Annotated in this window: 23 protein-coding genes and 1 tRNA gene; 12 read left to right on the top strand and 12 right to left on the bottom strand. The window is 56.2% G+C overall.

Going from position 1 to position 22,923, the window contains the following annotated elements:
• Positions 1-7 precede the first annotated feature (7 nt).
• A complete protein-coding gene (locus GCE01_RS06780) occupies positions 8-664 on the bottom strand; it encodes a POTRA domain-containing protein (protein WP_099211848.1) in 657 nt (218 codons plus the stop codon).
• A gap of 300 nt (positions 665-964) precedes the next feature.
• On the opposite strand from GCE01_RS06780, the gene GCE01_RS06775 reads away from it, so the two are divergent.
• Together GCE01_RS06775 and GCE01_RS06770 are read left to right on the top strand one after the other, a co-directional pair.
• Positions 965-2,533, top strand: a complete 1,569-nt coding sequence (locus GCE01_RS06775) for a carbohydrate porin (RefSeq protein ID WP_086633364.1) — start codon at positions 965-967, stop codon at positions 2,531-2,533.
• A gap of 170 nt (positions 2,534-2,703) precedes the next feature.
• Positions 2,704-4,953, top strand: coding sequence for a TonB-dependent receptor (locus tag GCE01_RS06770; RefSeq protein WP_099211846.1), 2,250 nt, complete (start codon positions 2,704-2,706; stop codon positions 4,951-4,953).
• Positions 4,954-5,036: 83 nt separating this feature from the next.
• Here GCE01_RS06770 and GCE01_RS06765 read toward each other — a convergent pair whose 3' ends face one another.
• From GCE01_RS06765 to GCE01_RS06725, 11 genes are all read right to left on the bottom strand, one after another.
• The gene (locus tag GCE01_RS06765) at positions 5,037-6,584 is read right to left on the bottom strand and encodes a carbohydrate porin (protein ID WP_046901006.1); all 1,548 of its coding nucleotides are present in this window, start codon (positions 6,582-6,584) and stop codon (positions 5,037-5,039) included.
• Positions 6,585-6,778: 194 nt separating this feature from the next.
• Positions 6,779-8,287 (bottom strand): peptide MFS transporter, encoded by a 1,509-nt coding sequence (locus GCE01_RS06760; protein WP_099211844.1) that lies wholly within the window; start codon positions 8,285-8,287, stop codon positions 6,779-6,781.
• A gap of 34 nt (positions 8,288-8,321) precedes the next feature.
• Positions 8,322-8,471: a hypothetical protein gene (locus tag GCE01_RS16835; RefSeq protein ID WP_167386128.1), complete on the bottom strand. Its 150-nt coding sequence runs from the start codon at positions 8,469-8,471 to the stop codon at positions 8,322-8,324.
• Between the two features lie 2 nt (positions 8,472-8,473).
• Entirely contained in the window at positions 8,474-9,385 is a 912-nt protein-coding gene (locus GCE01_RS06755; RefSeq protein WP_099211842.1) for a DnaJ C-terminal domain-containing protein, read from the bottom strand.
• Positions 9,382-9,540 (bottom strand): hypothetical protein, encoded by a 159-nt coding sequence (locus tag GCE01_RS16830; RefSeq protein WP_167386127.1) that lies wholly within the window; start codon positions 9,538-9,540, stop codon positions 9,382-9,384. Before GCE01_RS16830 ends, GCE01_RS06755 begins: the two co-directional genes overlap by 4 nt.
• A gap of 49 nt (positions 9,541-9,589) precedes the next feature.
• Positions 9,590-10,558, bottom strand: a complete 969-nt coding sequence (locus tag GCE01_RS06750) for an alpha/beta hydrolase (protein ID WP_244591120.1) — start codon at positions 10,556-10,558, stop codon at positions 9,590-9,592.
• A 50-nt stretch (positions 10,559-10,608) separates the two neighbouring features.
• Complete coding sequence (locus tag GCE01_RS06745) at positions 10,609-12,117, bottom strand: efflux transporter outer membrane subunit (RefSeq protein WP_099211840.1); 1,509 nt, start codon at positions 12,115-12,117, stop codon at positions 10,609-10,611.
• Between the two features lies 1 nt (position 12,118).
• Positions 12,119-13,030 (bottom strand): HlyD family secretion protein, encoded by a 912-nt coding sequence (locus tag GCE01_RS06740; protein ID WP_046900790.1) that lies wholly within the window; start codon positions 13,028-13,030, stop codon positions 12,119-12,121.
• A 12-nt stretch (positions 13,031-13,042) separates the two neighbouring features.
• On the bottom strand, positions 13,043-13,237 hold the full coding sequence (locus GCE01_RS06735) for a DUF1656 domain-containing protein (RefSeq protein WP_007284708.1): 195 nt from the start codon (positions 13,235-13,237) through the stop codon (positions 13,043-13,045).
• A gap of 171 nt (positions 13,238-13,408) precedes the next feature.
• On the bottom strand, positions 13,409-13,843 hold the full coding sequence (locus tag GCE01_RS06730) for a hypothetical protein (RefSeq protein WP_046900789.1): 435 nt from the start codon (positions 13,841-13,843) through the stop codon (positions 13,409-13,411).
• An 82-nt stretch (positions 13,844-13,925) separates the two neighbouring features.
• Positions 13,926-14,204 (bottom strand): hypothetical protein, encoded by a 279-nt coding sequence (locus tag GCE01_RS06725; RefSeq protein ID WP_046900788.1) that lies wholly within the window; start codon positions 14,202-14,204, stop codon positions 13,926-13,928.
• Between the two features lie 86 nt (positions 14,205-14,290).
• Between GCE01_RS06725 and GCE01_RS06720 the strand changes: the two genes are divergently transcribed.
• From GCE01_RS06720 to GCE01_RS17100, 10 genes are all read left to right on the top strand, one after another.
• A complete protein-coding gene (locus GCE01_RS06720; RefSeq protein WP_099211838.1) occupies positions 14,291-15,451 on the top strand; it encodes an ABC transporter ATP-binding protein in 1,161 nt (386 codons plus the stop codon).
• Between the two features lie 42 nt (positions 15,452-15,493).
• Complete coding sequence (locus tag GCE01_RS06715; protein WP_244591119.1) at positions 15,494-16,681, top strand: extracellular solute-binding protein; 1,188 nt, start codon at positions 15,494-15,496, stop codon at positions 16,679-16,681.
• Positions 16,678-17,109, top strand: a complete 432-nt coding sequence (locus GCE01_RS06710; protein WP_099211836.1) for a hypothetical protein — start codon at positions 16,678-16,680, stop codon at positions 17,107-17,109. The genes GCE01_RS06715 and GCE01_RS06710 overlap by 4 nt, the downstream gene beginning before the upstream one ends.
• On the top strand, positions 17,106-17,594 hold the full coding sequence (locus tag GCE01_RS06705; protein ID WP_046900785.1) for a YcgN family cysteine cluster protein: 489 nt from the start codon (positions 17,106-17,108) through the stop codon (positions 17,592-17,594). The genes GCE01_RS06710 and GCE01_RS06705 overlap by 4 nt, the downstream gene beginning before the upstream one ends.
• 4 nt (positions 17,595-17,598) lie before the next feature.
• Entirely contained in the window at positions 17,599-18,282 is a 684-nt protein-coding gene (locus GCE01_RS06700; RefSeq protein ID WP_099211834.1) for a M48 family metallopeptidase, read from the top strand.
• Positions 18,283-18,289: 7 nt separating this feature from the next.
• Positions 18,290-18,375: transfer RNA gene (locus GCE01_RS06695), tRNA-Leu, on the top strand.
• Between the two features lie 93 nt (positions 18,376-18,468).
• Positions 18,469-20,211 carry a site-specific integrase gene (locus GCE01_RS06690; RefSeq protein WP_099211832.1) on the top strand — a complete coding sequence of 581 codons (1,743 nt, stop codon included), beginning with the start codon at positions 18,469-18,471 and terminating at the stop codon, positions 20,209-20,211.
• Positions 20,211-20,534: a hypothetical protein gene (locus tag GCE01_RS06685; RefSeq protein WP_244591118.1), complete on the top strand. Its 324-nt coding sequence runs from the start codon at positions 20,211-20,213 to the stop codon at positions 20,532-20,534. The genes GCE01_RS06690 and GCE01_RS06685 overlap by 1 nt, the downstream gene beginning before the upstream one ends.
• Before the next feature lie 196 nt (positions 20,535-20,730).
• Positions 20,731-21,150 carry a plasmid mobilization protein gene (locus GCE01_RS06680; protein WP_167386126.1) on the top strand — a complete coding sequence of 140 codons (420 nt, stop codon included), beginning with the start codon at positions 20,731-20,733 and terminating at the stop codon, positions 21,148-21,150.
• Positions 21,151-21,369: 219 nt separating this feature from the next.
• Entirely contained in the window at positions 21,370-22,920 is a 1,551-nt protein-coding gene (locus GCE01_RS17100) for a hypothetical protein (protein WP_244591117.1), read from the top strand.
• The last annotated feature ends 3 nt before the right edge of the window (positions 22,921-22,923 follow it).

The raw sequence follows: 22,923 nt of genomic DNA, 5'->3' as shown, positions 1-22,923 counted from the left end.
AGGTGGGTTACTCTCCGTCTGAGCGCGGGCTCTGCTCACGGATCTGCCAGACCAGAACCAGATGATTGTCATGGTTCGGATAAACCACCTGTGGCTGGATCTGAGCGCCGAGCTTGTTTTCCCGATAGACTTTCTCGATCGCCACTTCGTCCGCAGCCAAAGCCTGATCCGAGATCGCTGCGCCATCCTGAAGGGTAGTTGCTGCTGCCAGAGCAGGCGTTGGTACTTTTCGGTTCCCCTCGAAAGCGACCTTATCCACAATCAGCCCAGCAGTGCCAACCTCGGCAGTCCTTTGATCGTGCTCCCTCATCAGCAGCTTCACATCCACCTTGTTGGCGGAGATATGCAACTGCTCACCAAGGTCCGCCCCAACGCCGCGTGACTGATACAGCGTCGCGACCTGCTTCTGTGCGTCTGCCAGCTTCGCACGTGTGACGTTCTGACCGTCGTGATAGCCGAATGCTGCGAGAATATCCGCAGATGGAACACGCTTGTTTCCCTCCACAGACACCGAGCCCAGTTGAAGAGGGGAATCGAGAGCGGGAACAGGTGGGGGAGCGACTGGACCTGTAGCGGGCTCGGCCAGAACCGAACCGGTCGTTAAAATCGCTCCCACGGCAAGACCCACTCCTGCACGTGTCAGCATGGAACGAGAGAACCTCATGCTGCCTCCTGTAAAAAAACAAAAAATCAAGAGATTGTCTTACGCCATAATGCTCCGGGAGTTGCCCTTTATCTGGACCATGATGGTCTCCATCCACACAATGTCACACTTCTCATGGTCAAAGACCAAACCATTTTAGTTCCCTTGCACGCATTGACAGCGGGTCGGACGGTCTGCGACACACCACCTCTCACTCCATAAATTGGAATTCATTTTCTTCGCCCCACCCTGTGGGAAAGTCTTCGAAGAAGACCGTCTTCCTGTTCGCCATCATCAGACAGAAGAGAGATTCGCTGCCTTATGGTCGTGCTGACTGATCACGCTCGCCTTTTTCGTTCCGGACATCTGCGGACCGTTTTTCTGGGACTCCTGTCCGCCTCGACACTGGCTTTTGCGCCAGGCCAAGCCTGGGGTCAGTCGGCCTCGCCTTCAGGTTCAACCCCGACGGCAGGCCCGTCGGCGGAACCCTCGGCAGGCAACAGCAAATCCGAACTGACGTCTCACCCTATGGATACAGGGCGACGCGTTCCCATCCTGCAAAACAACATGCGCGGCGTACGCAGCGCTGGCACTCCTGACGAAGTTGAAGACCCTGGTGCGTTTTTCGCAGCCCCCATGGGATCACAGCATTTCTTCGGAGACTGGGGCGGCATCCAGCCGTGGCTTGTCAATCATGGCATTCATCTCCTCGCTGCAGTTAACGAAGAATTCGCCGGCAATGTGACGGGCGGTAAAGACCGCGCCTATTCGGATACGGGGCAGGTCGGCGTCGAAGTGGATATCGACTGGGACAAAATGGCCGGTATCAAAAACTTCTGGACGCATACGCTGATCGTCAACGGACATGGCCAGAACGTTTCCCGGATGTTCGGGGATTCCATTGCGCCCGTGCAGGAAATCTATGGTGCACGTGGCAACGTCGTAGCGCATCTCGTGTCGATGTATGGAGAGGCATCCTTCTACCATAACCGTATCGACATCAGCGCTGGCTGGATTCCGGTCGGTTCTTTCTTTGCTGCCTCGCCACTTTTCTGCGACTTCATGAACGTCGCCGTCTGCGGAAATCCAGCACCAAATAAGTACACGGAAGGCAACCGCGACTGGCCGTCCGGTAACCTTGCAGCCATTGCCCGGGTCATGCCAACGGCCAATACATACATTATGGGTGGCCTCTTCGCCGTAAGCCCGCATGCTTACAACGGCGGCATTTCCGGTTGGTCCTGGGCGCAATCGGGGCTAGGGAAGTTCTCTACGCCTGTCGAAATCGGCTGGATTCCCCGTTTTGGGAAAAACCATCTCGTTGGTCATTACGAGCTTGGATATTCCTACGACAATTCACGCTATCTGAACCTGTACGAAGACATTCACGGGAACTCGTGGCAGCAGACCGGCCTACCTCGCCGCTATGAAGCCGGGCGAAACAGTGCGTGGCTGATCATGGATCAGATGCTGATGCGCAACGGGCCCGGTGATACCAACGGTCTGATCCTTATGGCGGGCGCCATGTACAGTGACGGCAAGACCGTCGCCATGCGAGACCATACATGGGTCGGCATGATTGATACGGGCAAAGCGTGGGGCCGTCCGCTCGATACTGTCGGCGCCATGTGGCAGCACTTCGACATGAGCACCACGGCAGCCTTGCAGCAGGAATCCTCCAAGCAGCTCAACCTGCCCTATCAGGACAACCAGTGGGGCACAGTCTATGGCCCGCAGAGCCATGAGAACGTGTACGAACTGTTTTATAGCGCGCATGTGGCCCGTGCGATGGCGATCCAGCCCGACTTCCAATACATCCAACGCCCCAGCGCGACGACGACATTTCGTGATGCCGCTGTGCTGGGGGTTCAGTTCACCGTTGTGCTCTGAACTAGCGACGAACCAACCACGACAAAGCGAAGCCCGAAAAAGGCTTCGCTTTTTTTGTGCCCGCATCCCGCACACAGACGCAGTCATATTAAGTTACATTGATTTATTTGAGATTAATTCTCATTACCGTATGTAGCGCACATCTTCCCCTCCAATCGAGGCTTCTTTCCGTGCGCGCATATCTGCTTTCCCGCCCCAGACCTGCTCGCCATCGCAGGCACCTGGCCTGCCTGCTGCTGGCCGGAACAACCCTTCCCGCTTTCGCCTATGCAGCAAGTCCTTTGCCGAACCAGACCCAGGTCGCGCCCAACAAGGCTGCGGCAGCGCCCAGCGCGGCCAAATCATCCGCGCCGACCGATGAAGAAATCATCGTAAAGGCCAAGCGCCGGAACCAGATGGAAGTCACGAGTGGCGGACAGCTTGGTGCACTCGGAAACAAGAAGGGCCTGGATGTGCCTTTCAACATTCGCAGTTATTCTTCCAGCATGATCCTGAACCAGCAGTCCCAGACGCTGGGACAGGTTCTGGAAAATGATCCATCCGTTCGCACGACGTATGGATACGGCAACTTCTCGGAAATGTTTGTCATCCGCGGTTTTGCCGTCAACGGTGATGACGTGGCCATCAATGGTCTTTACGGCATCACGCCCCGCCAGCTTGTTTCACCCCAGCTCTACGACAGTGTTCAGGTTCTCAACGGCGCCAGCGCGTTCCTGAACGGCGCTGCACCGAGTGGGTCTGCTATTGGCGGCAACATTAACCTGATGTTCAAACATGCGACGGATGCCCCCATCACCCGTCTGACGGGAGACTACACGAGCAGCGCCATGGGAGGCGGCAGCATTGACGTGGGCCGTCGTTTTGGAACGGAGAAGCAGTTCGGTGTTCGCCTGAACGTTGCCGGACAATCCGGCGAAGATTCCATCAATAATGAATACCGGCACTCCACCGCTCTGGGGGCTGATTTTGACTGGCACAGTCGCGATAACAGCACACGCATTTCGATGGACATGAACTATCAGAATCAGGGCGTTGATGGTGGCCGCCCTGGGCTGATGCTAAGTTCATCTGTCACCAGCGTTCCGCGCCCGGTCGCCCCGTCTCACAATTTCGGTCAGAAATGGGCGTATAATGACCTGAACTACATTTTTGGCATGCTGAACATTGAGCATGATCTCTCCAAAAATGTGACCCTATATGGGGCCTTTGGTGCCCTGAACGCGAATGAGAAGGGCAACTATTCCAGCCCGACCCTAACGGATGCAGCCACCGGCGCCGCAACTGCGGGCAGCATGTATGTGCCTTACAATCAGACGAATGAGAGCACCCGCGCCGGCGTTCGGGCGCACTTCCGAACGGGCTTCATCAAGCACGAAGTCAATGCTGGTGGCTCTGCGCTCTGGGAAGATTCGGCTGCGGCCTACGCGATGGCCCTGACCTCTCCGACCACCAACATTTACAAGACGCCGCAGTTTGCCTCCCCGGCTCAGACTTTCGTTGGGGGTGTTTTAAACGATCCGCAGACGACAAACTGGACACGCCTGTACAGCCTGTTTTTCTCTGACACGATGTCTTTCCTGAATGGTCGCGTCGCCCTCACCGGGGGCTTCCGCTACCAGAACATGATGATCAACGGGTATAACTACAGCACAACCGGCCGAGGCTCGTTAAGCACTCCATACAACCAGGATGCCATTACGCCTGTTGTCGGTCTTGTCATTCACCCGACGCGTCAGACGTCCATTTACTTCAACCGGATTGAGGGCATGTCTCAGGGTGATACAGCCCCTGCCAGTGCCCAAAATGTCGGACAGATTTTCCCGCCCTATAAGTCTGCCCAGTATGAAATCGGCGCCAAGTACGACATTGGTCGCTTCAGCGCTGCTCTGGCGTTTTATCAGATTTCACGCCCCAATTCTTATAACGTACCCATCGAAGGCACGGGGTATTCCGTTTACAAACAGGACGGTTTGCAGCGAAACCGTGGCATCGAACTCACGGTGAATGGAGAAATCCTGCCGGGATTGAGATTCAATGGCGGCGGCACGCTGATTGATGCGGACTTGCGGCACACTGCTGGCGGCCTGCAGAATGGCAATTCAGCAATCGGCATTCCGAATTATACGATCAACGGCAATCTGGAATACGATCTCCCGTTCCTGAAGGGGGCCACGGTCGTCGGGCGTGTCGTCAATACAGGCAAGCAGTGGGTTAACACAGCCAATACCCTGCATCTGCCCGTCTGGACGCGCTTTGATCTGGCAGCACGCTATACGTTCACGACGTACCACAAGCCTGTCACTCTGCGCTTTGGCGTCGATAACATCGCCAACACACGCTACTGGTCTTCGTCCTTCAACGGCTATCTGCTTGAAGGCCTGCCCCGGACATTCAAGTTCTCCTTCACGACTGACCTCTGATTTCACATCAGATTACAGGCACAAAAAAACGCGCCACCTTACTCGGGTGGCGCGTTTTTCATGTCTGGCTTTTGCCAGAGAAATCAGAAGGTAATGCCCGTCTCAAAATCAAGCAGCAGAGCATTCTTGTAGCGATTGGTACCCCCGGGATGCATAAGATACTGCGCACCCGGACGAATCACGAGCCACGGGGTCGGACGCCAGCCATAGTTCAATTCAATGGCGTGCTCTTCAGACGGCTTGAACAGGTTTGTTGCCCCGGCAGCCTGCATCTGTCGCGCCCAGATCGTCAGCTTCGGGTTCACCCACAGCATCTTCATGCCGAGGCTGATCGTATCATTGGGTCGGCTCGGGAAGGTCCCCTTACGCGTGATGCCCCACGTAATGAAGTAAGGTGCAATCGCGGTGCGGGGATCACCCCAGGTAAAAGATCCGAAGAACGATGTTCCACGGTTCGGATCAGCCTTGTCACGTTCCAGCATACGGTCGAACTGGAACCAGCCACCAAAACGGCCACGAACCTGCTGGGTCGGCGCTGAAATCAGATACTCTGTCGGAACGCCGAATGTGCCAAGCTGGCCATAGACGTTCTTGACCTGAGAAGAATCCCAGTAGCCACCAATCTTGATGTTGGTCTGAAGCGGGCCGCTGTAATCGTCCTTACCGCCCTGATGCCATCCAAGCTGAAACGGAACGTACGTCCCCGTTGCACCATGAAGGTTCATTTTCCAGCCATTATGGGTGTTGGCGATGGTCGGATCGACCGAATACGCACCGAACTGGATCAGGTAATGATTGTTTCCGGCAGGGTAGAACTTCACCCAGGCACCCGGATGCGCCGTCGGGTAATATCCGTAGCCCGAGTTCATTGCGACAGACTGCGGCATACCGCAGATGGCGTTGGACTCAAACTGGCAGTACTGGCTCATGCCCCAGTACATGGACGACTGCTCGAAATCATTCTCAGTGTTGATTTCACCGACTTCGGTAGAAACATACCGGTTCCACGGCATCTCCCACGAAAGACGGGTCAGACGTACGGTCTCACCAGATCCAAAGATCTGCTGCGGGCTATCCAGCGCCGGAAGCTTGGCACCGATACCCAGCCCCTGACGCGCGGTGCTGAGGAAATGGAACAGGCCAAGGTTCCAGCCGGTCAGACGCTTCAGATCGAGATCGATGTTAAGACCGAATTCATCCGCATAACGAACGGTCTTGGCCTTACCACCCATCGGATTTCCTGCACTGTCCTGCAGGAAGTGACCACCGATGTTGATCCCTTTTTCCGTAAGCCAGGTGCGATATCCGCCCCAGTCACCGGTCATGGTGCTCTGCGTCAGCCAGTCATGGAAGCTGGCCGGGAAGAAGCGGTTTTCTGTCGTATCTGAAGGCTGCACGTCAGCAAGGTGCGACGGGGTCGGAGCGGGTTTGACCAGCAGAGGGGTTGGCTGGATGGACCGGGTGCGAAGAACCGGGTGCCCCGCACTATTATGGGCGCGAGGCTGACCAGGTTTTCCCTGATCAGATGCAGAAGCCGTCTCGGCGTATGCAATCTGGGGTGTGGAGAGCGTCGTGCTCAAAAGACAGGCCGCCCCCAGAGCCTTCGTCAAACCGCTTTTAAACCTCTGCATCTTTTCCCGCGTCTCCTTCTCACGTCGCCTGTAACCGGAAATCATGAATGACTTTCCCATACAGGCCGATGCCGGTCCGGAATAGAGAGAGGAAGACGGTTGTTTTCGTAATGCGACACTTCCGCCGCATCACTTCAGATCATGTCTAATCTTTTTCCTAGGTTTTCTCCCGAATTACAAAACCTTCACATGGTTCAATTCGGCGAAAGTTTCCTGTTCACAGTTATGTGTTCTCGGTCCCAACGGCGTGTCAAAGGCTTCAGGCAGGCCAGAATCACCACCACAACAACCGCCACTTCGCACAACGTCCGGAACAAACTGGCATACAGGGCATTTCCCGCGGAAGCTGCCATATCGGCAGGCATGGCCGCGCGGTTGGCGATGACACTGCCCACATACATCGCAATGCCCCACAGCAGATAAAGTGCGCCCATCATGAAGCCACTTAGACGCGCGGGCGTATAGCGGGCCACAATCGCCAGACCCAAACCATTTGTCAGCAACTCGGCGAAAGACAGAAGTCCGTAGCCCGCGACCATAATCCAGGGGGAAACCAAACCTGTCGTTCCGACGGCAGAGAGCCACCAAACCGCGAAAGCCATAGCCACCATCACGTAGCCAATCAGCATTTTTCGAGCCAGCGACAGGTCCCGCCCCTGTGCGCCCAGCCGATTATACAAAATCGCCAGTAGTGGGCTGATCGCCATAATCCAGATCGGATTAAGAGCCTGAAACTGCCCGGCAGACATATGAAAAAGCGTTACGCCGCCGATGCTGAAGTCGCCTGAGACATCTCGTAGTGCGAACAACGTCAAGGACGTGATCATCTGCTGATAAAAAACGAGATAAATCGTTCCCTGCAGGCACAGCATGTATGTAAGCCGCAAACCCGGTCGCTCTTCTCCCGGTGCACGGACGTACAGGACGACCCAGGACAGGAACAGCAACACAGCGGCAGCAAAAATACAGATCCGGGCAAGGCCGTCGCTGCTCATGATCCAGGCGTTAAAAACAGTCAGCGCAAGGAGTCCGAGCCCCACAAGAGCAAAACGGCTGGCAGGCACGCGCTCTTTTTCCAAAGGACTGGCTGTCTGGGCAAGCCATCCCGAACGCCACACATAATAGAGCAACCCAATCACCAACCCGACCGAACAGGTCGCGAAAGCAACAGGTGCGCCATAGTGAACCTGTAGCCACGGTGTCAGCAGCATCGACACCGTGGAGCCAACGTTGACGGACATGTAATAGAGGGTGAACGCCGCATCGAGGGCGGCATTATCCCCCTCATAAATCCGGCGAACCAGATTACCCGCATTCGGCTTAAAGAGGCCATTTCCTGTAGAAATCAGCGCCATGGCCAGCAGGAGCAGTGTCGGTGATGTCAAAGAAGCGGCAAGGCAGGCGTAGCCGATGGCAAGGGAAATAGCTCCCATAACCATAGTGCGCCGCGTCCCGAGAAAACGATCTCCCAGCACGCCACCCAGAACAGGCGTGATGTAGGTCAGGGCGGAGAAGGCCCCCAGCATCAGATTGGCCGTGGTATCGGCCATTCGAAGCTGCTGGACCATGAACAGCGTCAGAACTGCCTGCATGCCGTAATAACCGAACCGTTCCCACAGCTCGATTGCCAGCACAACGGTAAAGGCGCGACGACGTGTCGTCGCCAGCGGTTGCCCGGAGGCAGGTGTAGAATAAGAGGTCATGAAAAACCCGTCAAAAACAAAGACGGGCTTTATCTTAGGGCAAATGCCACTCCCCGGCGAGGATGAGGGCATGGGATCCGATCACGCTCAGCACGACAACGAAGATGATGGCGAAAATGCCACCAATAATCTGACGCCATGGCCAGTCTGGAATACGTGCTTTTGCGCGACGGATCATTCCCATAATCAGGCCTCCTGCTCAGCGAAGAAGGCTTCCAGCTCAGGAGAAACCGTCCCGATATGCACCTGCAACGTCACGAACAGGTCACCTGCGGGGTTCTTTTTGTCAGCGCCAATACCACGACCGGCAAGACGGAGAACTTTCCCGCTGTCGGAATGTTTGGGCACCTTCACCGCGACGTCTCCCTTCGGGGTTGCCACGGTCACTTTCCCGCCCAGAACAGCTGTCTTGAGATCGACATTCTGGGTCATGCGCAGATTACGACCATCGCGGACGTAACGCTTGTCTGGCGTGACCGAAATCGTCAGCAGCGCATCACCTGGAACACCCGGCTGACCATCCATCCCCGGACGACCTGGCGCGCCCTTACCCCGTACACGCAGGGTCTGTCCTTCTTCGACGCCCGGCGGAATACGAACTTCCGTATGACCGCCTTCGCCCAAAGCCAGATCCAGAGACGTCCCAAGAACGGACTGTTCAAAGGTAATGGTCACGGAAAAGCGGCGGTCAGAGCCCTTCGTGGCCCGACGTCCTGCCGCACCACCGGGCTGGAAGTCCCCACTAAATCCGCCGCCACCAAACATGTCGGAGAAGAACGCGCCCAGATCTTCCTGATTGAAATTTCCCTGGAAGCCATGTGCCCCGGCTCCCGGACCGCCACCACCGAAGCCACCACCGCCAAACGGGCCACGCTCCTGCCCTTCGGCATCAATCTCGCCACGGTCAAAGCGCGCACGCTTTTCCTTGTCCCCGACGATGTTATACGCCTGACCTACAGCCTTGAACCGCTCTTCCGCGTCCTTGCTGTCGGGGTTGTGGTCCGGATGGTACTGCTTGGCCAGCTTCCTGTATGCGCTGCGGATTTCCTTGTCCGTGGCCGTCTTGGAAACCCCAAGAACTGAATAAGGGTCTTTCATCTCAACTCCGCATCATCTGCTGCGCCGTCATCCAGAAGATCAATCAGTACGGCAAGTACGACATCACGCGAAAATCCCGCGCTCACACCTTCTTCAATCAGACTGTCCAGCTTTGGTCTGAGGTAATCCTCAGCCGGGTGACCATCCTGTGCCATTGGTTTATTCCTCCATTACTTTCAGATGTGTGACGTTGATCGCTTCGGGTCAATGACCGAGGACAAACTCCGCGACATGCGGCACCAGATCTGGATCAAGAGGGCCGAAAGAAGGAAGGCCAGCTCCGGTCATGGTTTTGGAATCAACACCCGGCATGTCCGTTAGAAAGTGACTTGCAGAGGGCAGATAAACAGTCGTCGCGCGAGGGTCAGCAGCCTGTAGCAAAGGCAGATCTTCTGTCGGGCTGATCTGATGATCCTTTCCACCCTGCACCAGCAGAACGGAGCCATGATACGCCTTCAGAAGTGCAGCAGGATCATAACGCATGACATCAATCAGGTATCCCTGCACGTCCGCGTTGAACAATGCCTGTAAACCGGGATGTAACGTTAGCGGGTCAACACGGTGGCCTGCTTCAAGAGCATCAATGGTGCTATCAATTTGTGGAAGAACCGTGCGCGCGCGCGGATTGGCGTGAAGCTGCGCCCGGATGAGTTCACCCATTGGTCGCCCCTGCCCTGACAACAGGATCAAACCACAGACACCCTGGCTATGCTGAGATGCAGCAAGTACGACTAATGCGCCTTCACTATGTCCACCAAGCCATACGCAACGCGTCCCCGTTTCTTTGCGAATGACAGAGATCCAGTTCTGAACGTCCGTCACGTAGTCCTGAATGGTAACGTGGTTCCCGTTCGCGACCGCTCGTGCACTTCCAAACATACCACGCTTATCAACGCGAACCGTTGAAATACCCCGCCCAGCCAGTCCCTCAGCCAACAGTTTCAGCGTTCCCGGCTTGAGGCCAGACGCTGAATCCCCGTTTCTGTCTGTGGGGCCCGAGCCAGGGACGAGCAGAAGAACGGGTGCTGTTTTCCCCGCGTCAAGATAAGTGCCAGATAACGGCCCAAGTGGCCCAGGCGCTTCAAGATCACGCTCGGTTGCTGCCTCGGAAAGACCAGTTCCCAACATAACAGCAGCCAGCAGAGCAAATGATCGCAGAAAGACAGGCATCATGACAGGACTCCGTTCAAACTGTTCTTGCCCTGTTGCGAGCCAATCCTGTCCTAGCGCGTAAAGGCCCGTACCAGCGCGTTTTGCTTTCCAACTTCAATCGGCAGACGCGTATCGGTGAGCTGACGGCCCTGCCAGCCCGCACCCATCGCCGTGTAAAGCGAAATGGCGTCACGCAGACGGGCCATACGTCCCACGACTGCCTGATCCTGAGCAGAAAGTGCTGTCTGCTCAGTCGTCAGGACATTCAGATACCCGGTCAGACCGGCGCTAAACAGCTTCTGCGCTCGGTCACGGGCAAGACCGGAATCCGTCGCGGCCTCTTCAAGCTGCGTGACAAGCTCATTGTCATGGCGCCAGTCACCCATTGAATCTTCAACTTCAGCGAAGGCCTTCAGCACGGTTTTACGATACACCAGACGGCTCGCCTCGGCTTCTGCACGAGCCTGAGCAATTTCTGCTGTATAACGACCGCCATGAATGATGGGCAGCGAAGCCATCATCATGAAGCTCCAGGCCATGCCGCCCATCTGAAACGCCTGATAGGCGGCAGAAGCGTTCGGATTGAACGTCAGCGGGATCATGAACTTCGGATAGAGGTTGGCAACCGCCACACCGACCTGAGCCATGTCCGCTGCATAATGCGCTTCCGTGGCCCGAATATCCGGGCGATTTGCCAAGACGATGGACGGCAGGGACGCCGGGAACGCAGGAACAGACGGCAGAGGGCGCCGCACGTCCAGCTCTTCCTCCAGCTTGCCGGGCATTTCACCCAGCAGAATGGAAATGGCATGGATCAGGCGCTCTTCCTGCGAGTGCAGTGGAGCAAGCCGCGAGCGCTCGAGATGCTCTTCCGTCTGTGCCTGCGCTACAGCCAACGTATTACCCAAGCCGTGCGTGTAAAGCTTTTCAGTCAGCTCGCGGGAACGCTGTGCCACATCGATGCTGTGTTCCGTGACTGCAAGCCGTTCCTGAATACCGCGCAACGTCACGTAGTCTGATGCGACTTCGGACAGCAGCGACAACAGAATAGCGCGACGGTTTTCCAGAGATTCCTCAACGAGCCGCTTACGTTCCTCGACCTGCCGGGAAATATGCCCAAACAGATCGATTTCCCAACTGGCGCGAGCACCGTAGGTCAGAACCGAAGCCTGAGGCCGGTTTGCCGGATTTCCAGGGCGGAGCGGCCAGTTGTCGACATTGATGGAATACCGGTCATCGCCACCGCCCATAGCTGCATCAAGCTGCGGATACCACGCTGCCTGAGCCTGCCGCCGGACAGCCCGTTCCGAAATGATGTGCTGCGATGCAATCTGCAGATCATAGTTGCCCTTGACCGCGGCCTCGATCAGCTCGTTCAGCATCGGGTCATGGAACTGGGCCCACCAGTCCTTCATGTCTGCTTCGGTCCGCGCGATCTCGGCTGCCGTCACCGATTGTGGCTGCTCGACAAAGGTGTCGGGCACCTTGATCTTGTCTGGCTTGAAATTCGGCCCGACGGTGCAGGCCGTAAGTGACAGACAGGTGCTGAGAGCGAGGGTCAGAAGCTTGTTGCGTGACATGTCAGAGATGGTTCTGCAGCCAGGTGGTCAACTTGCCACGGGCGCCCGGCGTTTCGCGCCCAATCGTGACGGTTGCGGTCATGCCGGCCGCGAGAGTGATTTCCGGCGGAACGTTATCCAGTTCCAGACGAACCGGGATACGCTGCGCAAGACGGACCCACGTGAAAATCGGGTTCACGTCTGGCAGACCAAGACGGTCTGACACGCCGTTACGATCGTTAATACCACGACCAATGCTGACGACGTGGGCAGGCAGGATCTGCTTGTAACCCATGAGTTTGACACGGGCCGCGTCCCCAACATGCACACCGTGCATCTTGGTTTCTTCGAAGTATCCGTTGATCCAGTAACTGTGGGCATCAATCACGGCGAGACCAGGCTGACCAGCATGGGCATAATCACCGACGCGAAGGTTCAAGTTGGTGATGTACCCGTCAACTGGCGAATAGACCGTGGAACGCTGAAGATTCAGCAGCGCCGTATTCAGTTCGGCTTTTGCAGCATTTACTTTGGCGCGTTGGGTTTCAACGTTCGAGTTGAAGTCTTCCTGCTCTTCGGCAGACACAATGCCACCGAGGCCCATACGACGCTTGGCATCTGAAGATCTCAGCTTGAGGTCTTCGTCTGCACCGGCAAGGCGGGCACGGGCGGCGTCAATATCAAGGCGGAAGCGAACGGGATCGAGAACGAAAAGCGGATCACCGCGATGGACAAACTGGTTATCCACGACAGGAACAGAAACAACTGTTCCGGAAACTTCAGGGGCTGCATCTACGACGTACACACGAACACGGCCATCGCGCGTCCATGGTGCCAGAACGTAAATGTCCCACATGGTCCGACCGAGGCCAATGGCCATCGCCAGGACAATCAGAGTCAGCAGAACGCGGATCACACTGCGGGTCCAGTTCATAGCCGACCCCTCCTAGACGTAAAGGATGAGTAGACAGAGAACACAGACATAGAGCGCTATTTCAAAGAGGGCGACGTGCCAGAACCAGCTCAGAGCACCGGTTCGCCACAGAATGCTTCTCAACAGAAGTGTTACGAACACTGCTGCAACGGCGTAAATTGAGAGGGGTGCGACAAAGACGCCGAAGAGATTGACTTCCGTAAGCATCAGGCTGTGACCTTGGTGCCAACTAACGGACTGTTCGACGAACTTTCCACGGGACTCCTCGCAAGTCCGTGACGACTCCCCCAAGGGCGTAATCACGGCACAGGCGAAGTGCTTACGCCATTAACCTACAACTGGCCAGATGGCTTTGACAAAAATCAGTCATAAAATGTCTTATTTGGAATGACTGAAGAAACTCTTCAGAATGGACAGGAAGCTTTTGCCCGTAAAACGGCCAATTGGCCCCAGCAGAAGACCAGTAACGGCTGTAATGGCAACAGACTGCTTCAGTTCGACCAACTTGCGGTCGCGACGAATACGCGCCTCAATCTCAACAACGTCGGGGATCGACCATGCAGCAAGAACTGCAAAAATCAGCACGAAGAACAGATCAACGCCGATAACGCACAGACTGGCTTTGACGTAGCTCAGACCTGCAACGCTGATGAAGAACGCCCACAGAAAGCCGTGAAAAGAAATGGCTGCGAACAGCAGGAAGACAACGGCAACAAGCGCGCACGCAACTCTCCGGCCGATTCGCATGGCGGAGCGAGAGAGAATCTGGCCTTGGGCGGAAAGGACTTCCTGACCGAGTTCGATGGGCTTCATGGAGGATCGTTGCCTTTATTTCTAACAGGACGGGCGCAGGTCTGTGAATGGCCTGCCTCCCGCCTGAAAGGTCACGTGCCGATTACTTGGAGAAACGGCCCGCCAGGAAACCGACCACAGCGGAAATCAGAATAGCGGCGATGGGCCGCGACTGCACACGCGTCGATACATTTTCAATTTCATGATCTGTGATTTTGCGGGCATTTGCAACGGCATGCTCTGTACGGTCCGCTGCCTGAAGCAGAGCCGGGTTAACATAGTCGTTCAGGATCTGCTCAACCTGCTTGCGCAGCGTCTCGATCTGGTCCTGCGTTGTCTCGGCTGCAGCTTCGATGTTCTTCTTGACGGTATCGCGGCTCATGTTCAAACCCTCATTGCAATCAAATAGGGACCTGGGAATCAGGCCCGGTATCTGGCTTCAAACGCAAAAGCATTATCAGAGGTTGCATGTCCCGCCCACCCGGCGCCCCACCTTCCCCCACACGCCGCAAGAAGCCCGCTACACGCCTGGCTCCTGCCCTCCGGCTTGAAGCTCTGCGCGCCGGACTGCGAGGAGAAGCGTTTGACCTCACGGTTTCCGAGGGGGAAACGGTTACCGCCTATGGAACTGATGAAGCCGCATTATCTGGCCTACTGGATCTGATCGCAGGTTTTTCTCCCCCCATGGGGGGGCGCGTCCTTGTGCAGGAGACAGATGTTACATCCCGTCCCGCTGGGCAACGCAGCATTGTGCTGATCAGTACCCGAGATCCGCTGTTTCCTCACCTCGATACGCGCAGTAACATCGTTTTCGCCCTGCGCGCCCAAGGACAAAGCCTTGCAGAAGCCGATGCGGGTGCGGGTCGCATGATGTCTCTTCTGGGACTGGATGGGCTGGGAAATCTTTCTCCGCAGGACCTCAATCCAGAACAGACCTTCCGTGCAATGCTGGCCCGCGCACTCGTAACCGCCCCAACCATTCTGTTGCTCGACAACCCATACGGTGGTCTGGACATCCACGCTGGTCGACGCATCGCGTCTCTGCTGTCGAAACTGTCGCGCGCGCGAAATCTCAGCGTTTTGCAAAGCGTCACGCGCAAGGAAGACGCATTGCGCGCAGGGGGGCAGATCGCCCTCTTTAATGAAGAGGCGTTGCTTCAGTGCGGAACAGCGGCTGAACTGTATGATCGCCCATCAGACGTTGGAGTGGCGACACTCTTTGGTGAAGCCAATGCCTTGACCGGGCAGGTTCTGGATATTGCGGATGACGTCGCGCGCGTTCAACTTGCCTGCGGCGGCATTGTGGAAGCTCTCGCATCCGACGATACGCTTCAAGAAGGTCACGCCTGCCTGGTCTGCGTTCGCCCGGATCGGATCTCGCCCTTTTTCGGCAGCCAGTCTCTTGGTCTTGATGATGAGGAAGCGCCACCTGTTCGCGGCGCACTGACGGACAGCGTTCATCTTGGCGATCATATCAGAATGCGGGTGCGCTGCCCGGATGGTACCGAGATTGAGCTCCGACGTCCGCCCCTTCAGGCCCAGAAGCTGCCACGCGCCGGAGCCGCCGTTCAGCTCGCCTGGCCAGCCGGCCATGCAACGGCCTTTCCGCTTCGTGCCGACCTGTATTAAAGTGCCGCCGCATTCGGTCAGGCATCGGCGCCTGACTTCTTCATGCTGATTGAGGACACCATTCTGACCCGGCCCGCTTTCTTTCTGCGACATACGCTCCCGGCACGATGCCGGGCGGGTCTCGGTCGTATCATGCGTCCTGCAGCATTTCTGGTGGGCCTGCTTGCGATACAGGTTCTGCCTGCCAACATGCACGCGCACGCCACATCCGCAAGCAGCACCCGCCCTTCCGATGACATCGGGGATTTCTTCTCCCATGTCGGCCAAAGTGTCGCTTCTGTGTTCTCGCCATCCGAAGCCTCGGCGCACGCGCATAAACGAGCGGTTACACACCACTCCACAAAACATCGTCGTGCAGCCAAACCTGCTCCTCCCGCCCCCGGCTGGGCCATTCCTGAAGGTGCGGTGACTGCGAATGCCCTGATCACAAGCGACAAGTCGCTGAAGCAGGTTGAATGGGACGGCCAATACAGCACGCTGGAAACGGGCGTTCATTCATCGAACCCTAGTTGGGCTGCTATCCTGTTAAACGGCAGCCAGCTTGCAGATGCCTGTCAGAAAGGTTGGGTCCATCCTTTGGACGGCACTCAGGGATGTGGCCTGCCCGGAGGCCAGACGATCATGGCGCTCGCATGGGATCGTTCACGACTACCTGCCGCACCTGACTGGAAAGACTTCTGGGACGTTGCACGTCATCCAGGACGCCGCGGTCTTTATCTTGGCGCACGTACAACGCTGGAAATTGCCCTGCTTGCGGACGGAATAGACGCGCGTGACATTTATACTGCGCTGTCCACGCCCGCGGGTGTTAGTCGTGCGTTTCACAAGCTGGATCTGCTGCGACCCTATATTGTGTGGTGGAAAACACCCGATGATGCCGCCCGGATTATGGAACAAAGCAGCGCACTCATGACCAGCGCCCCCATGACGGAAATTTCCAGCGTCAGCATGAAAGTCAAAGCGGGACCAGCGGCTTCTCTTTTTGTCGCGCAGCCAGAGCAAACTCTCAGCACGGCACTCTATTGGGCAATTCCGGCTAACAACCCGACAACGACTGCACAGAAAACCCTGACCCAACTACACACTCAGTCTCCACACCTGAACGACATGCCTGAAAGCGTCCTTGATCCGCGAGGAACAGCTTTGTCCGTCAATGACGCGTTCTGGACGAAATACGGTGACCAGCTGGAGCAACGGTTTCAGGACTGGTACGGCAGCAGCAAGCCATGATGTCCATTTCCATGCGGCTTCACTTGCCCGCCATTATACTCGGCCTGCTCATTGGCTGTGGTGTCATCACGCTGCTGATGCGTCTTCTGCCAGCCCGACACGTACGCCTTCTTGGTTTGCTGGTTCTACTGCCCGGTCCGGCTCTCGCTTTTGCGCTGCCTGAACTTCATCGCGCTGGACTAAGCTTTATCGGCCGACATTATGACATCCTCCAGGGTGTTCTGATTTCCCCAGCTGTCATGATGCCGTTCGGAGCCACGTTACTTGGACTGCCCATCGGAACAACGCGCGCAGCAATCGGCCTGGGAGCAGATCTGACGACCCGCCTGAAATTAATATGGCTTCCCCTGCTTTTACCCGCCGCCCTGCTTTCCCTGACAATAGCGGTTCTGTTGTGCCTCGGCTGTGTGATACTGGATCGGCCATGACTTCAGTTTCTCCTTTCTGGCAAACCACGCCGCTAGATCAGATGACCTCCGAGCAATGGGAATCCCTTTGTGACGGATGTGGGCGTTGCTGCCTGAACAAACTCCGCGACGAAGACACAGACGAGATCGTTTACACGACCGTTGCCTGCCGACTGCTGGACACACAGACCTGCCGTTGCACAGATTATCCGAAGCGCCATCGCAAGGTGCCGGACTGCGTTACTCTAACGCCTGAACTCTTGGCTGAAATCGACTGGCTCCCACCAAGTTGCGCTTATCGATTACTGCGAGACGGGTTCGATCTTCCAGAATGGCACCCTCTTCGCTCCGGGACGCAGGACAGCGTTCTGCTTGCCGGCGCTTCAGCAGGCGGGCGCTGCGTAAGTGAGCGCCGCGCGGGCCCATTGGAGAATTACATTACCGCATGGCCCGGTGAGTGGCCTGCGAATGCACCCGCGTGCATTTCCAGAAAGCGCTCCGGCTAACCCCATGCTTCCGCCGACCGTCCCTCTTGTATGGAGACGTTCGCCTCGTGCACGCCGCATGACCCTCCGCATTGATGCTCAAGACGGCAGTGTTGTTGTTACAATGCCGGAGCGCATCAGCCAGCGGCAGGGTCTTGCGTTCGTCCATCAGCATATGGACTGGATTACGTCCTCTCTCGCTGCTCTGCCTGAAAAACGCGTGCTGGCTGATGGGCACGAAGTCATGATCGAAGGATCACCGGTTCCCATTCTGCACGAGCCAGATGCCCGCCGTGGCACATGGCTGGATTCAGATGGCCTTCATGTCAGCGGAGATGCGGCTCATACCGAACGTCGCGTAAAGGATTTTCTGCACACCCTAGCAAAAGAGCATCTCTCGAAGGCTGTTGCACTGCACAGTAAAAGAATGGGGCTTGTGCCGTCCCGTGTCGATTTGCGGGAAGTCCGGTCTCGCTGGGGCAGTTGCACCCGAAAAGGACGCATCATGTTGAGCTGGCGTCTGGTCATGACGCCTCCGGAAATTCGAGATTACGTCGTGATCCATGAACTCGCTCATCTTCAACATTTTGACCATAGCGCTGCTTTTTGGAGCTTAGTTGACAGATTTTGCACAAATGGACGCACAGGACGTCTTGCAGCAGAGCGCTGGCTGAGCCAAAACGGGACCGCCCTGCTGCGAGCAGCATGAGGCGTGTGCGAGCTTGGCGGAATGGTAGACGCACGAGACTTAAAATCTCGAGTCCGTAAGGGCGTGCGGGTTCGAGTCCCGCAGCTCGCACCACATAACTGTCTGATTTCATTGGAAACATGAGGATATGGCCCGCAATCTGCGGGTTGGTTCTCCAAAGCTCTTCTCCAGAATCGGAGAAGATTCATGCTCAAACTGGTCGGTTCGCGCTATCACTTCCGCCGCATCGTTCCCTCGCCGCTTCGGCCCCTGCTTGGCAAAAGCGAGATCTGGATTTCATTGGGAACCGCAGGCAAGATAGAAGCCAGACGCCGTGCGGCAGACCTGCACGCCCAGACCACCGATCTTTTCCGGAGCCTTCGCAGCGTGAGCCCTTCACAGACGCCTCCCAAGGTTTCCCCATTCCCGGATGCGTCCATTACCAACCCACGTCTGATCGCCTACATACGCGAGCGCGGGCTGCGAACGAATGAAGAGCTTGCCTATGCGCTGCTGGATGATTATCGCGACATGCTCGCCCAGCAGAAGCTTATCCAGAAAACCGCTGTCGAAGCGGCCGAAATGGCTGGAAAGGCCCAATATTACAAGAGCGTCCTGAACCATGCCCACGACGTCAAACATTATCAGGAAAACCTCGAGGAAGTCATCGCGATTGCCCTCAAGCAACAGACAGAGCTGACAGCGCTGGCGTATCAAGCGGTACAGGAAACGCGAACGACCCAGACCGAGAAAAAGGTTCTCGAAACCGAAATCAGACGGCTGCATGACACACTTGTCAGCACCTTGACTAAGGCCATCGAAAGCACGACCGTCCGATCCGCTCCCGTCATTCCGGCTCCTCAGCCAGAGATAACGCCCTCCGAAACACCCGGAATCGTCCCCGCCACACCAGCATCAAAGACGAAACCACCCGTCCTGCTGTCTGCCGCCCTGAAACGGTTTCTAAACAACAAACCGGCCAAGAGCCCAGAGACACAACGGGCCACATCGCGAACTGTCACCCTTTTCATGGACGCTTTTGGCGATCTCCCCCTCTGCCAGATTGATGGCGAGGTCGCAGGCAATTTCCGGGATGTCCTGTTTTCGCTCCCAGCATCCCATGGCAAAAACAGAACCCTGTCCCTTCAGGAAGAAATCGACAGAGCCGCCTCACAGGACCTTCCGACACTCAGCGCAAAAACCGTCAAGAACCACTTCATGTGCGTTTCATCCCTGTGGGGTGACCTTGTGCGCAGGAACATGGCGAAAGAGAACCCCTGGCGTGGCTGGGACTTCAACCTGAGCAAGCGCACTTCCCGGCGGGCATGGACGCAGGAAGAAATGAACAGACTGGCCCGGACGCCATGGCCCGCTTGCAGCATTCCGGCAGAGACCTTCATGAGCATTACGATGGTCGCCGCCTATAGCGGCATGCGTCTTGGAGAAATCTGCAACCTGCGCAATGAAGACATTCAGGACGTGGAGGGTGTTCCCTGCTTCCGCATCTGTGCACATCCTGAAGACAACTGGTCCCCCAAGACCGAAGCGGGAGAGCGTCTTGTTCCCGTTCATTCCGCTTTGCTGGACTGGGGTCTTCTGACATTCCGAAAAACGGAGGAGAAATACCTGTTCCCTGACCTGAAGGCTTCACAGGATGGGTCTCGCGGAGCCGATTTCAGCCGGGCGTTCTCTCGCTACAAGATGATGATGGGCCTTCCCCCTGCCGTCACGTTCCATGGCTTCCGTCATACCGTCTCGACGCTTCTGAGAAATCAGGACAGCGATATCCGCGAACTCTGGATTGATGCCCTGCTGGGTCATGAATCCAGCCATAAGAGTCAGGGCACCACAACATATCTGAGCGGTATTGACCTCACCAACCTGCAAAGGACGGTCGAAGCCATTCAGTATCCGGCTTTCAGCCTGCCGTCTCCTAAAGGGCACATCTGATGCCGTTCCCCTACAACGGAGCCGAATTTCCAGCCATGAAGCCCTCTCCTTCCAAATCAGAATTTCAGGACTGGCTCATTCTCGTAGAAGACGGCCGACACGTTCTGCTCGGACGTCACAGCACCCCCACCGACGAAGAGATTTCCCGCGCCGCTCATGCTCTCGCGGCACAGGGAATCGGTGGATGGCTCGCAAAGGGCTCCGGACATTATTATCAGAAGAGACAACAATATAGTCTCCAGAAAATTCGCTCTCTGGCACAGAGCCAAATTCCGTGGGAAGTAGCAGAAACGCGGTTCCATGATATACGAAAGGAACAATAAGAAGTTTGAATAAATATTCTTGATAAAATAGACTTTTCTTTTGTCCTATTCTGAAATCCCGCTTCTGAATTGCTATCCTGTTTTGTGAGGCCTTCTTGTCCTGAGCCAGCAGTGCTCTATGGCTACCCGTTCCGGGTGCATAGAACAGCTGGCAAGGGGGAATTCCTCCCCCGTTGACCCCAAAAAGGATACAGTCATGCCTTGCACGCCTTCCCGACCAAAAGCGTCGCCTCCTCGTAGTTCTCGCCTCTCCATCAGAGCCCACCCGGCTGAACTCGCCGTATGGGCCAGAACAGCCCGACGACATGGCCATGCGACCACAGCTCATTATGTCCGGTCTCTTCTGCAAGAGCAGGCGATGACAGGACAGCAGAAATCAGAGCTTGGTCCTGAACTGCGCCTCCTGCGCCTTGAGCTCAGTCGCATCGGCAACAACCTTAATCAGCTAGCCCATGCTGCTCATTGTGGAGAGGCTGTTCGCTGCGGTAATGTTCTCGATGCCATTGAGATAACCAAAGACCGAACCGACAGCTTGCTACGCTCTTTACCTCTGCTACGGCGTCGACGCTTTCTCTCCCAAACCACGGAACAGACGACAGACCCTGTCCTGCACTAAAAGCGATGCAGGTGCCTCGCCATGATTGTGCAAGAGACACGCATTCGGACGGCGAGCGGCTATAAGTCCGTCTCCCGACATGTTCTGTCCGGTCCCAAGAATGAAGCCATCCGCGTTTTGTCGGGAAGTGACTATCTCTTAAAGGATTGGATGAAAGAGGCACGGCGTGAAGGTATCCGCTATGGCCTGCGACATATTGCCTTCAATCCCGCAGAGCCTATGACGGATGAACAGCTGGCGTTTTTTGCGGAACGCATCTGTGCAGAGCTATCAGCTGATCCCAGTCGCATGGCACTCGTCATCCATCAGAAAGATGGCAGCACACATGGCCACCTCTTATTGCCGGAATGGCAGGAGGATCATGTGCTGAGCAGCCGATTTTCTTGGCAACGGCTTGAGAAAATTGCCCGGCTTGAAGAGTTGCGATTAGGCCACTCCCTCGTTCCCGGACGGCATGATCACGCTATCGCAAAGGCGCTGAGGGCAGATGGCAACCACGATGCTGCTGACAGAATTGCAGCCCTTGCGCCTGAAGACAGGTTTGCTCGTCCGGTTGCAGCCTATACATCGCAAGCTCGGAGAATCACCGAGCGGCAAGATTTTGACCTCCCGACGGCCAGACAGGAAATCCTGAGCTTCTGGCAAGCCTCAGACAATAACCTGACAGCCTTTCGCCAGCTCTTGGCCACCAGAAACTGGCACATGAGATCGGGGGATCGTACAGACAGACGTCGGGATGCCCATATCATTGAAACCCAAGATGGTATGCTGATCGGGTCATTCACACGGCTGACAAAAGTCAGGATGAAGGACTTCCGGGAGTTTTTGGAGAAAGAAGGCTTAACGGCAAAGAACAGAAGAAAACCCTTAAAGCTCTCGTCTCCATCCAAAGCGGCAAAAACGCCTGAACCCTCTTCTCCCCCAGAGGATGCACAGATCGTCCCGCTGAAGCGTACAGGTCATACGCCTAAAATCTTGTCCTGGGCTGAGCCGGCTCGTTTGCCCGACGGCTTCCGTCGTTATCTCGAGGACTGGCAGAAAGACTTCAGAGCTTCTCAGGAGATCTTGAAGAAAAAGCATCTGCTGGAAAACAAGAGGTTTCTATCGGTCGACGAACAGGCCGATCTTTTGATGCAAGATATCGCCACGTTACGCCGCAAGCTGAACACAGCAGGTCAAGAATTTGTAGCAGCCCGAGAACGCCTGAAGGAAGCACGCGCACTGCGATGGCAGGTCTTCCAGAAAAAACGTCTCTCGCAAGATGAAGAACAACTACGGCAGGCCGCAGCTAATCTAGGGGAGATCCTGCGCTATCTCCTCGAATATATTCTCTACCGTCTCGGCTTAACGACGCGTCCACCAGCTGCACTGGAGCTACCTGTTCCCGACGAGCGAGAACAGGCAAGACGTGCTGTTCTTCATACACGTCATAAAATGCTGGCCGTCTTGGTAGATAAGGACAAATGTCGGAGTCTTCTGAAAGAATACGCACGGGAGGCAGAACAAAAGCGGCGTAAAATCATCTTGGACTGGTATGCGGATCATCATGTTGCGCGAGAGGCCGCAGAGCAGCGGATGGAGCGACTGCGCGATGTGTGGCAACCGCCTGCTTCGGTATCGAAGGAGATCAAAGCCTTCATCGTAGCACATAAAAGGAGAGGCGACTTGCAAGCAGCGCTCAAAGAGCTAGAACAGGCTCGAAATGGAGGGGGAATTGTGCTCCATCCGCCGAAAATTTCTCAAAGGCTCTCTCCTGCGCCTTCCTCGTAGCCC

Origin of the sequence: Gluconobacter cerinus (assembly GCF_002723935.1) — a bacterium.
GTDB lineage: Bacteria > Pseudomonadota > Alphaproteobacteria > Acetobacterales > Acetobacteraceae > Gluconobacter > Gluconobacter cerinus.
Note: the sequence above shows the minus strand (reverse complement) of the source record. Positions and strands in the feature narration are given on the sequence as shown.

Coding starts and splice junctions, on each gene's coding strand:
- GCE01_RS06775 (WP_086633364.1), top strand. CDS start 965: ATGGTCGTGCTGACTGATCACGCTCGCCTTTTTCGTTCCGGACATCTG.
- GCE01_RS06780 (WP_099211848.1), bottom strand. CDS start 664: ATGAGGTTCTCTCGTTCCATGCTGACACGTGCAGGAGTGGGTCTTGCC.
- GCE01_RS06690 (WP_099211832.1), top strand. CDS start 18,469: ATGCTCAAACTGGTCGGTTCGCGCTATCACTTCCGCCGCATCGTTCCC.
- GCE01_RS06725 (WP_046900788.1), bottom strand. CDS start 14,204: ATGAGCCGCGATACCGTCAAGAAGAACATCGAAGCTGCAGCCGAGACA.
- GCE01_RS06760 (WP_099211844.1), bottom strand. CDS start 8,287: ATGACCTCTTATTCTACACCTGCCTCCGGGCAACCGCTGGCGACGACA.
- GCE01_RS06730 (WP_046900789.1), bottom strand. CDS start 13,843: ATGAAGCCCATCGAACTCGGTCAGGAAGTCCTTTCCGCCCAAGGCCAG.
- GCE01_RS17100 (WP_244591117.1), top strand. CDS start 21,370: ATGACGGATGAACAGCTGGCGTTTTTTGCGGAACGCATCTGTGCAGAG.
- GCE01_RS06710 (WP_099211836.1), top strand. CDS start 16,678: ATGATGTCCATTTCCATGCGGCTTCACTTGCCCGCCATTATACTCGGC.
- GCE01_RS06740 (WP_046900790.1), bottom strand. CDS start 13,030: ATGAACTGGACCCGCAGTGTGATCCGCGTTCTGCTGACTCTGATTGTC.
- GCE01_RS06685 (WP_244591118.1), top strand. CDS start 20,211: ATGCCGTTCCCCTACAACGGAGCCGAATTTCCAGCCATGAAGCCCTCT.
- GCE01_RS06720 (WP_099211838.1), top strand. CDS start 14,291: ATGTCCCGCCCACCCGGCGCCCCACCTTCCCCCACACGCCGCAAGAAG.
- GCE01_RS06745 (WP_099211840.1), bottom strand. CDS start 12,117: ATGTCACGCAACAAGCTTCTGACCCTCGCTCTCAGCACCTGTCTGTCA.
- GCE01_RS16835 (WP_167386128.1), bottom strand. CDS start 8,471: ATGGGAATGATCCGTCGCGCAAAAGCACGTATTCCAGACTGGCCATGG.
- GCE01_RS06680 (WP_167386126.1), top strand. CDS start 20,731: ATGCCTTGCACGCCTTCCCGACCAAAAGCGTCGCCTCCTCGTAGTTCT.
- GCE01_RS06700 (WP_099211834.1), top strand. CDS start 17,599: ATGCTTCCGCCGACCGTCCCTCTTGTATGGAGACGTTCGCCTCGTGCA.
- GCE01_RS06750 (WP_244591120.1), bottom strand. CDS start 10,558: ATGATGCCTGTCTTTCTGCGATCATTTGCTCTGCTGGCTGCTGTTATG.
- GCE01_RS06705 (WP_046900785.1), top strand. CDS start 17,106: ATGACTTCAGTTTCTCCTTTCTGGCAAACCACGCCGCTAGATCAGATG.
- GCE01_RS06715 (WP_244591119.1), top strand. CDS start 15,494: ATGCTGATTGAGGACACCATTCTGACCCGGCCCGCTTTCTTTCTGCGA.
- GCE01_RS06735 (WP_007284708.1), bottom strand. CDS start 13,237: ATGCTTACGGAAGTCAATCTCTTCGGCGTCTTTGTCGCACCCCTCTCA.
- GCE01_RS16830 (WP_167386127.1), bottom strand. CDS start 9,540: ATGGCACAGGATGGTCACCCGGCTGAGGATTACCTCAGACCAAAGCTG.
- GCE01_RS06765 (WP_046901006.1), bottom strand. CDS start 6,584: ATGCAGAGGTTTAAAAGCGGTTTGACGAAGGCTCTGGGGGCGGCCTGT.
- GCE01_RS06755 (WP_099211842.1), bottom strand. CDS start 9,385: ATGAAAGACCCTTATTCAGTTCTTGGGGTTTCCAAGACGGCCACGGAC.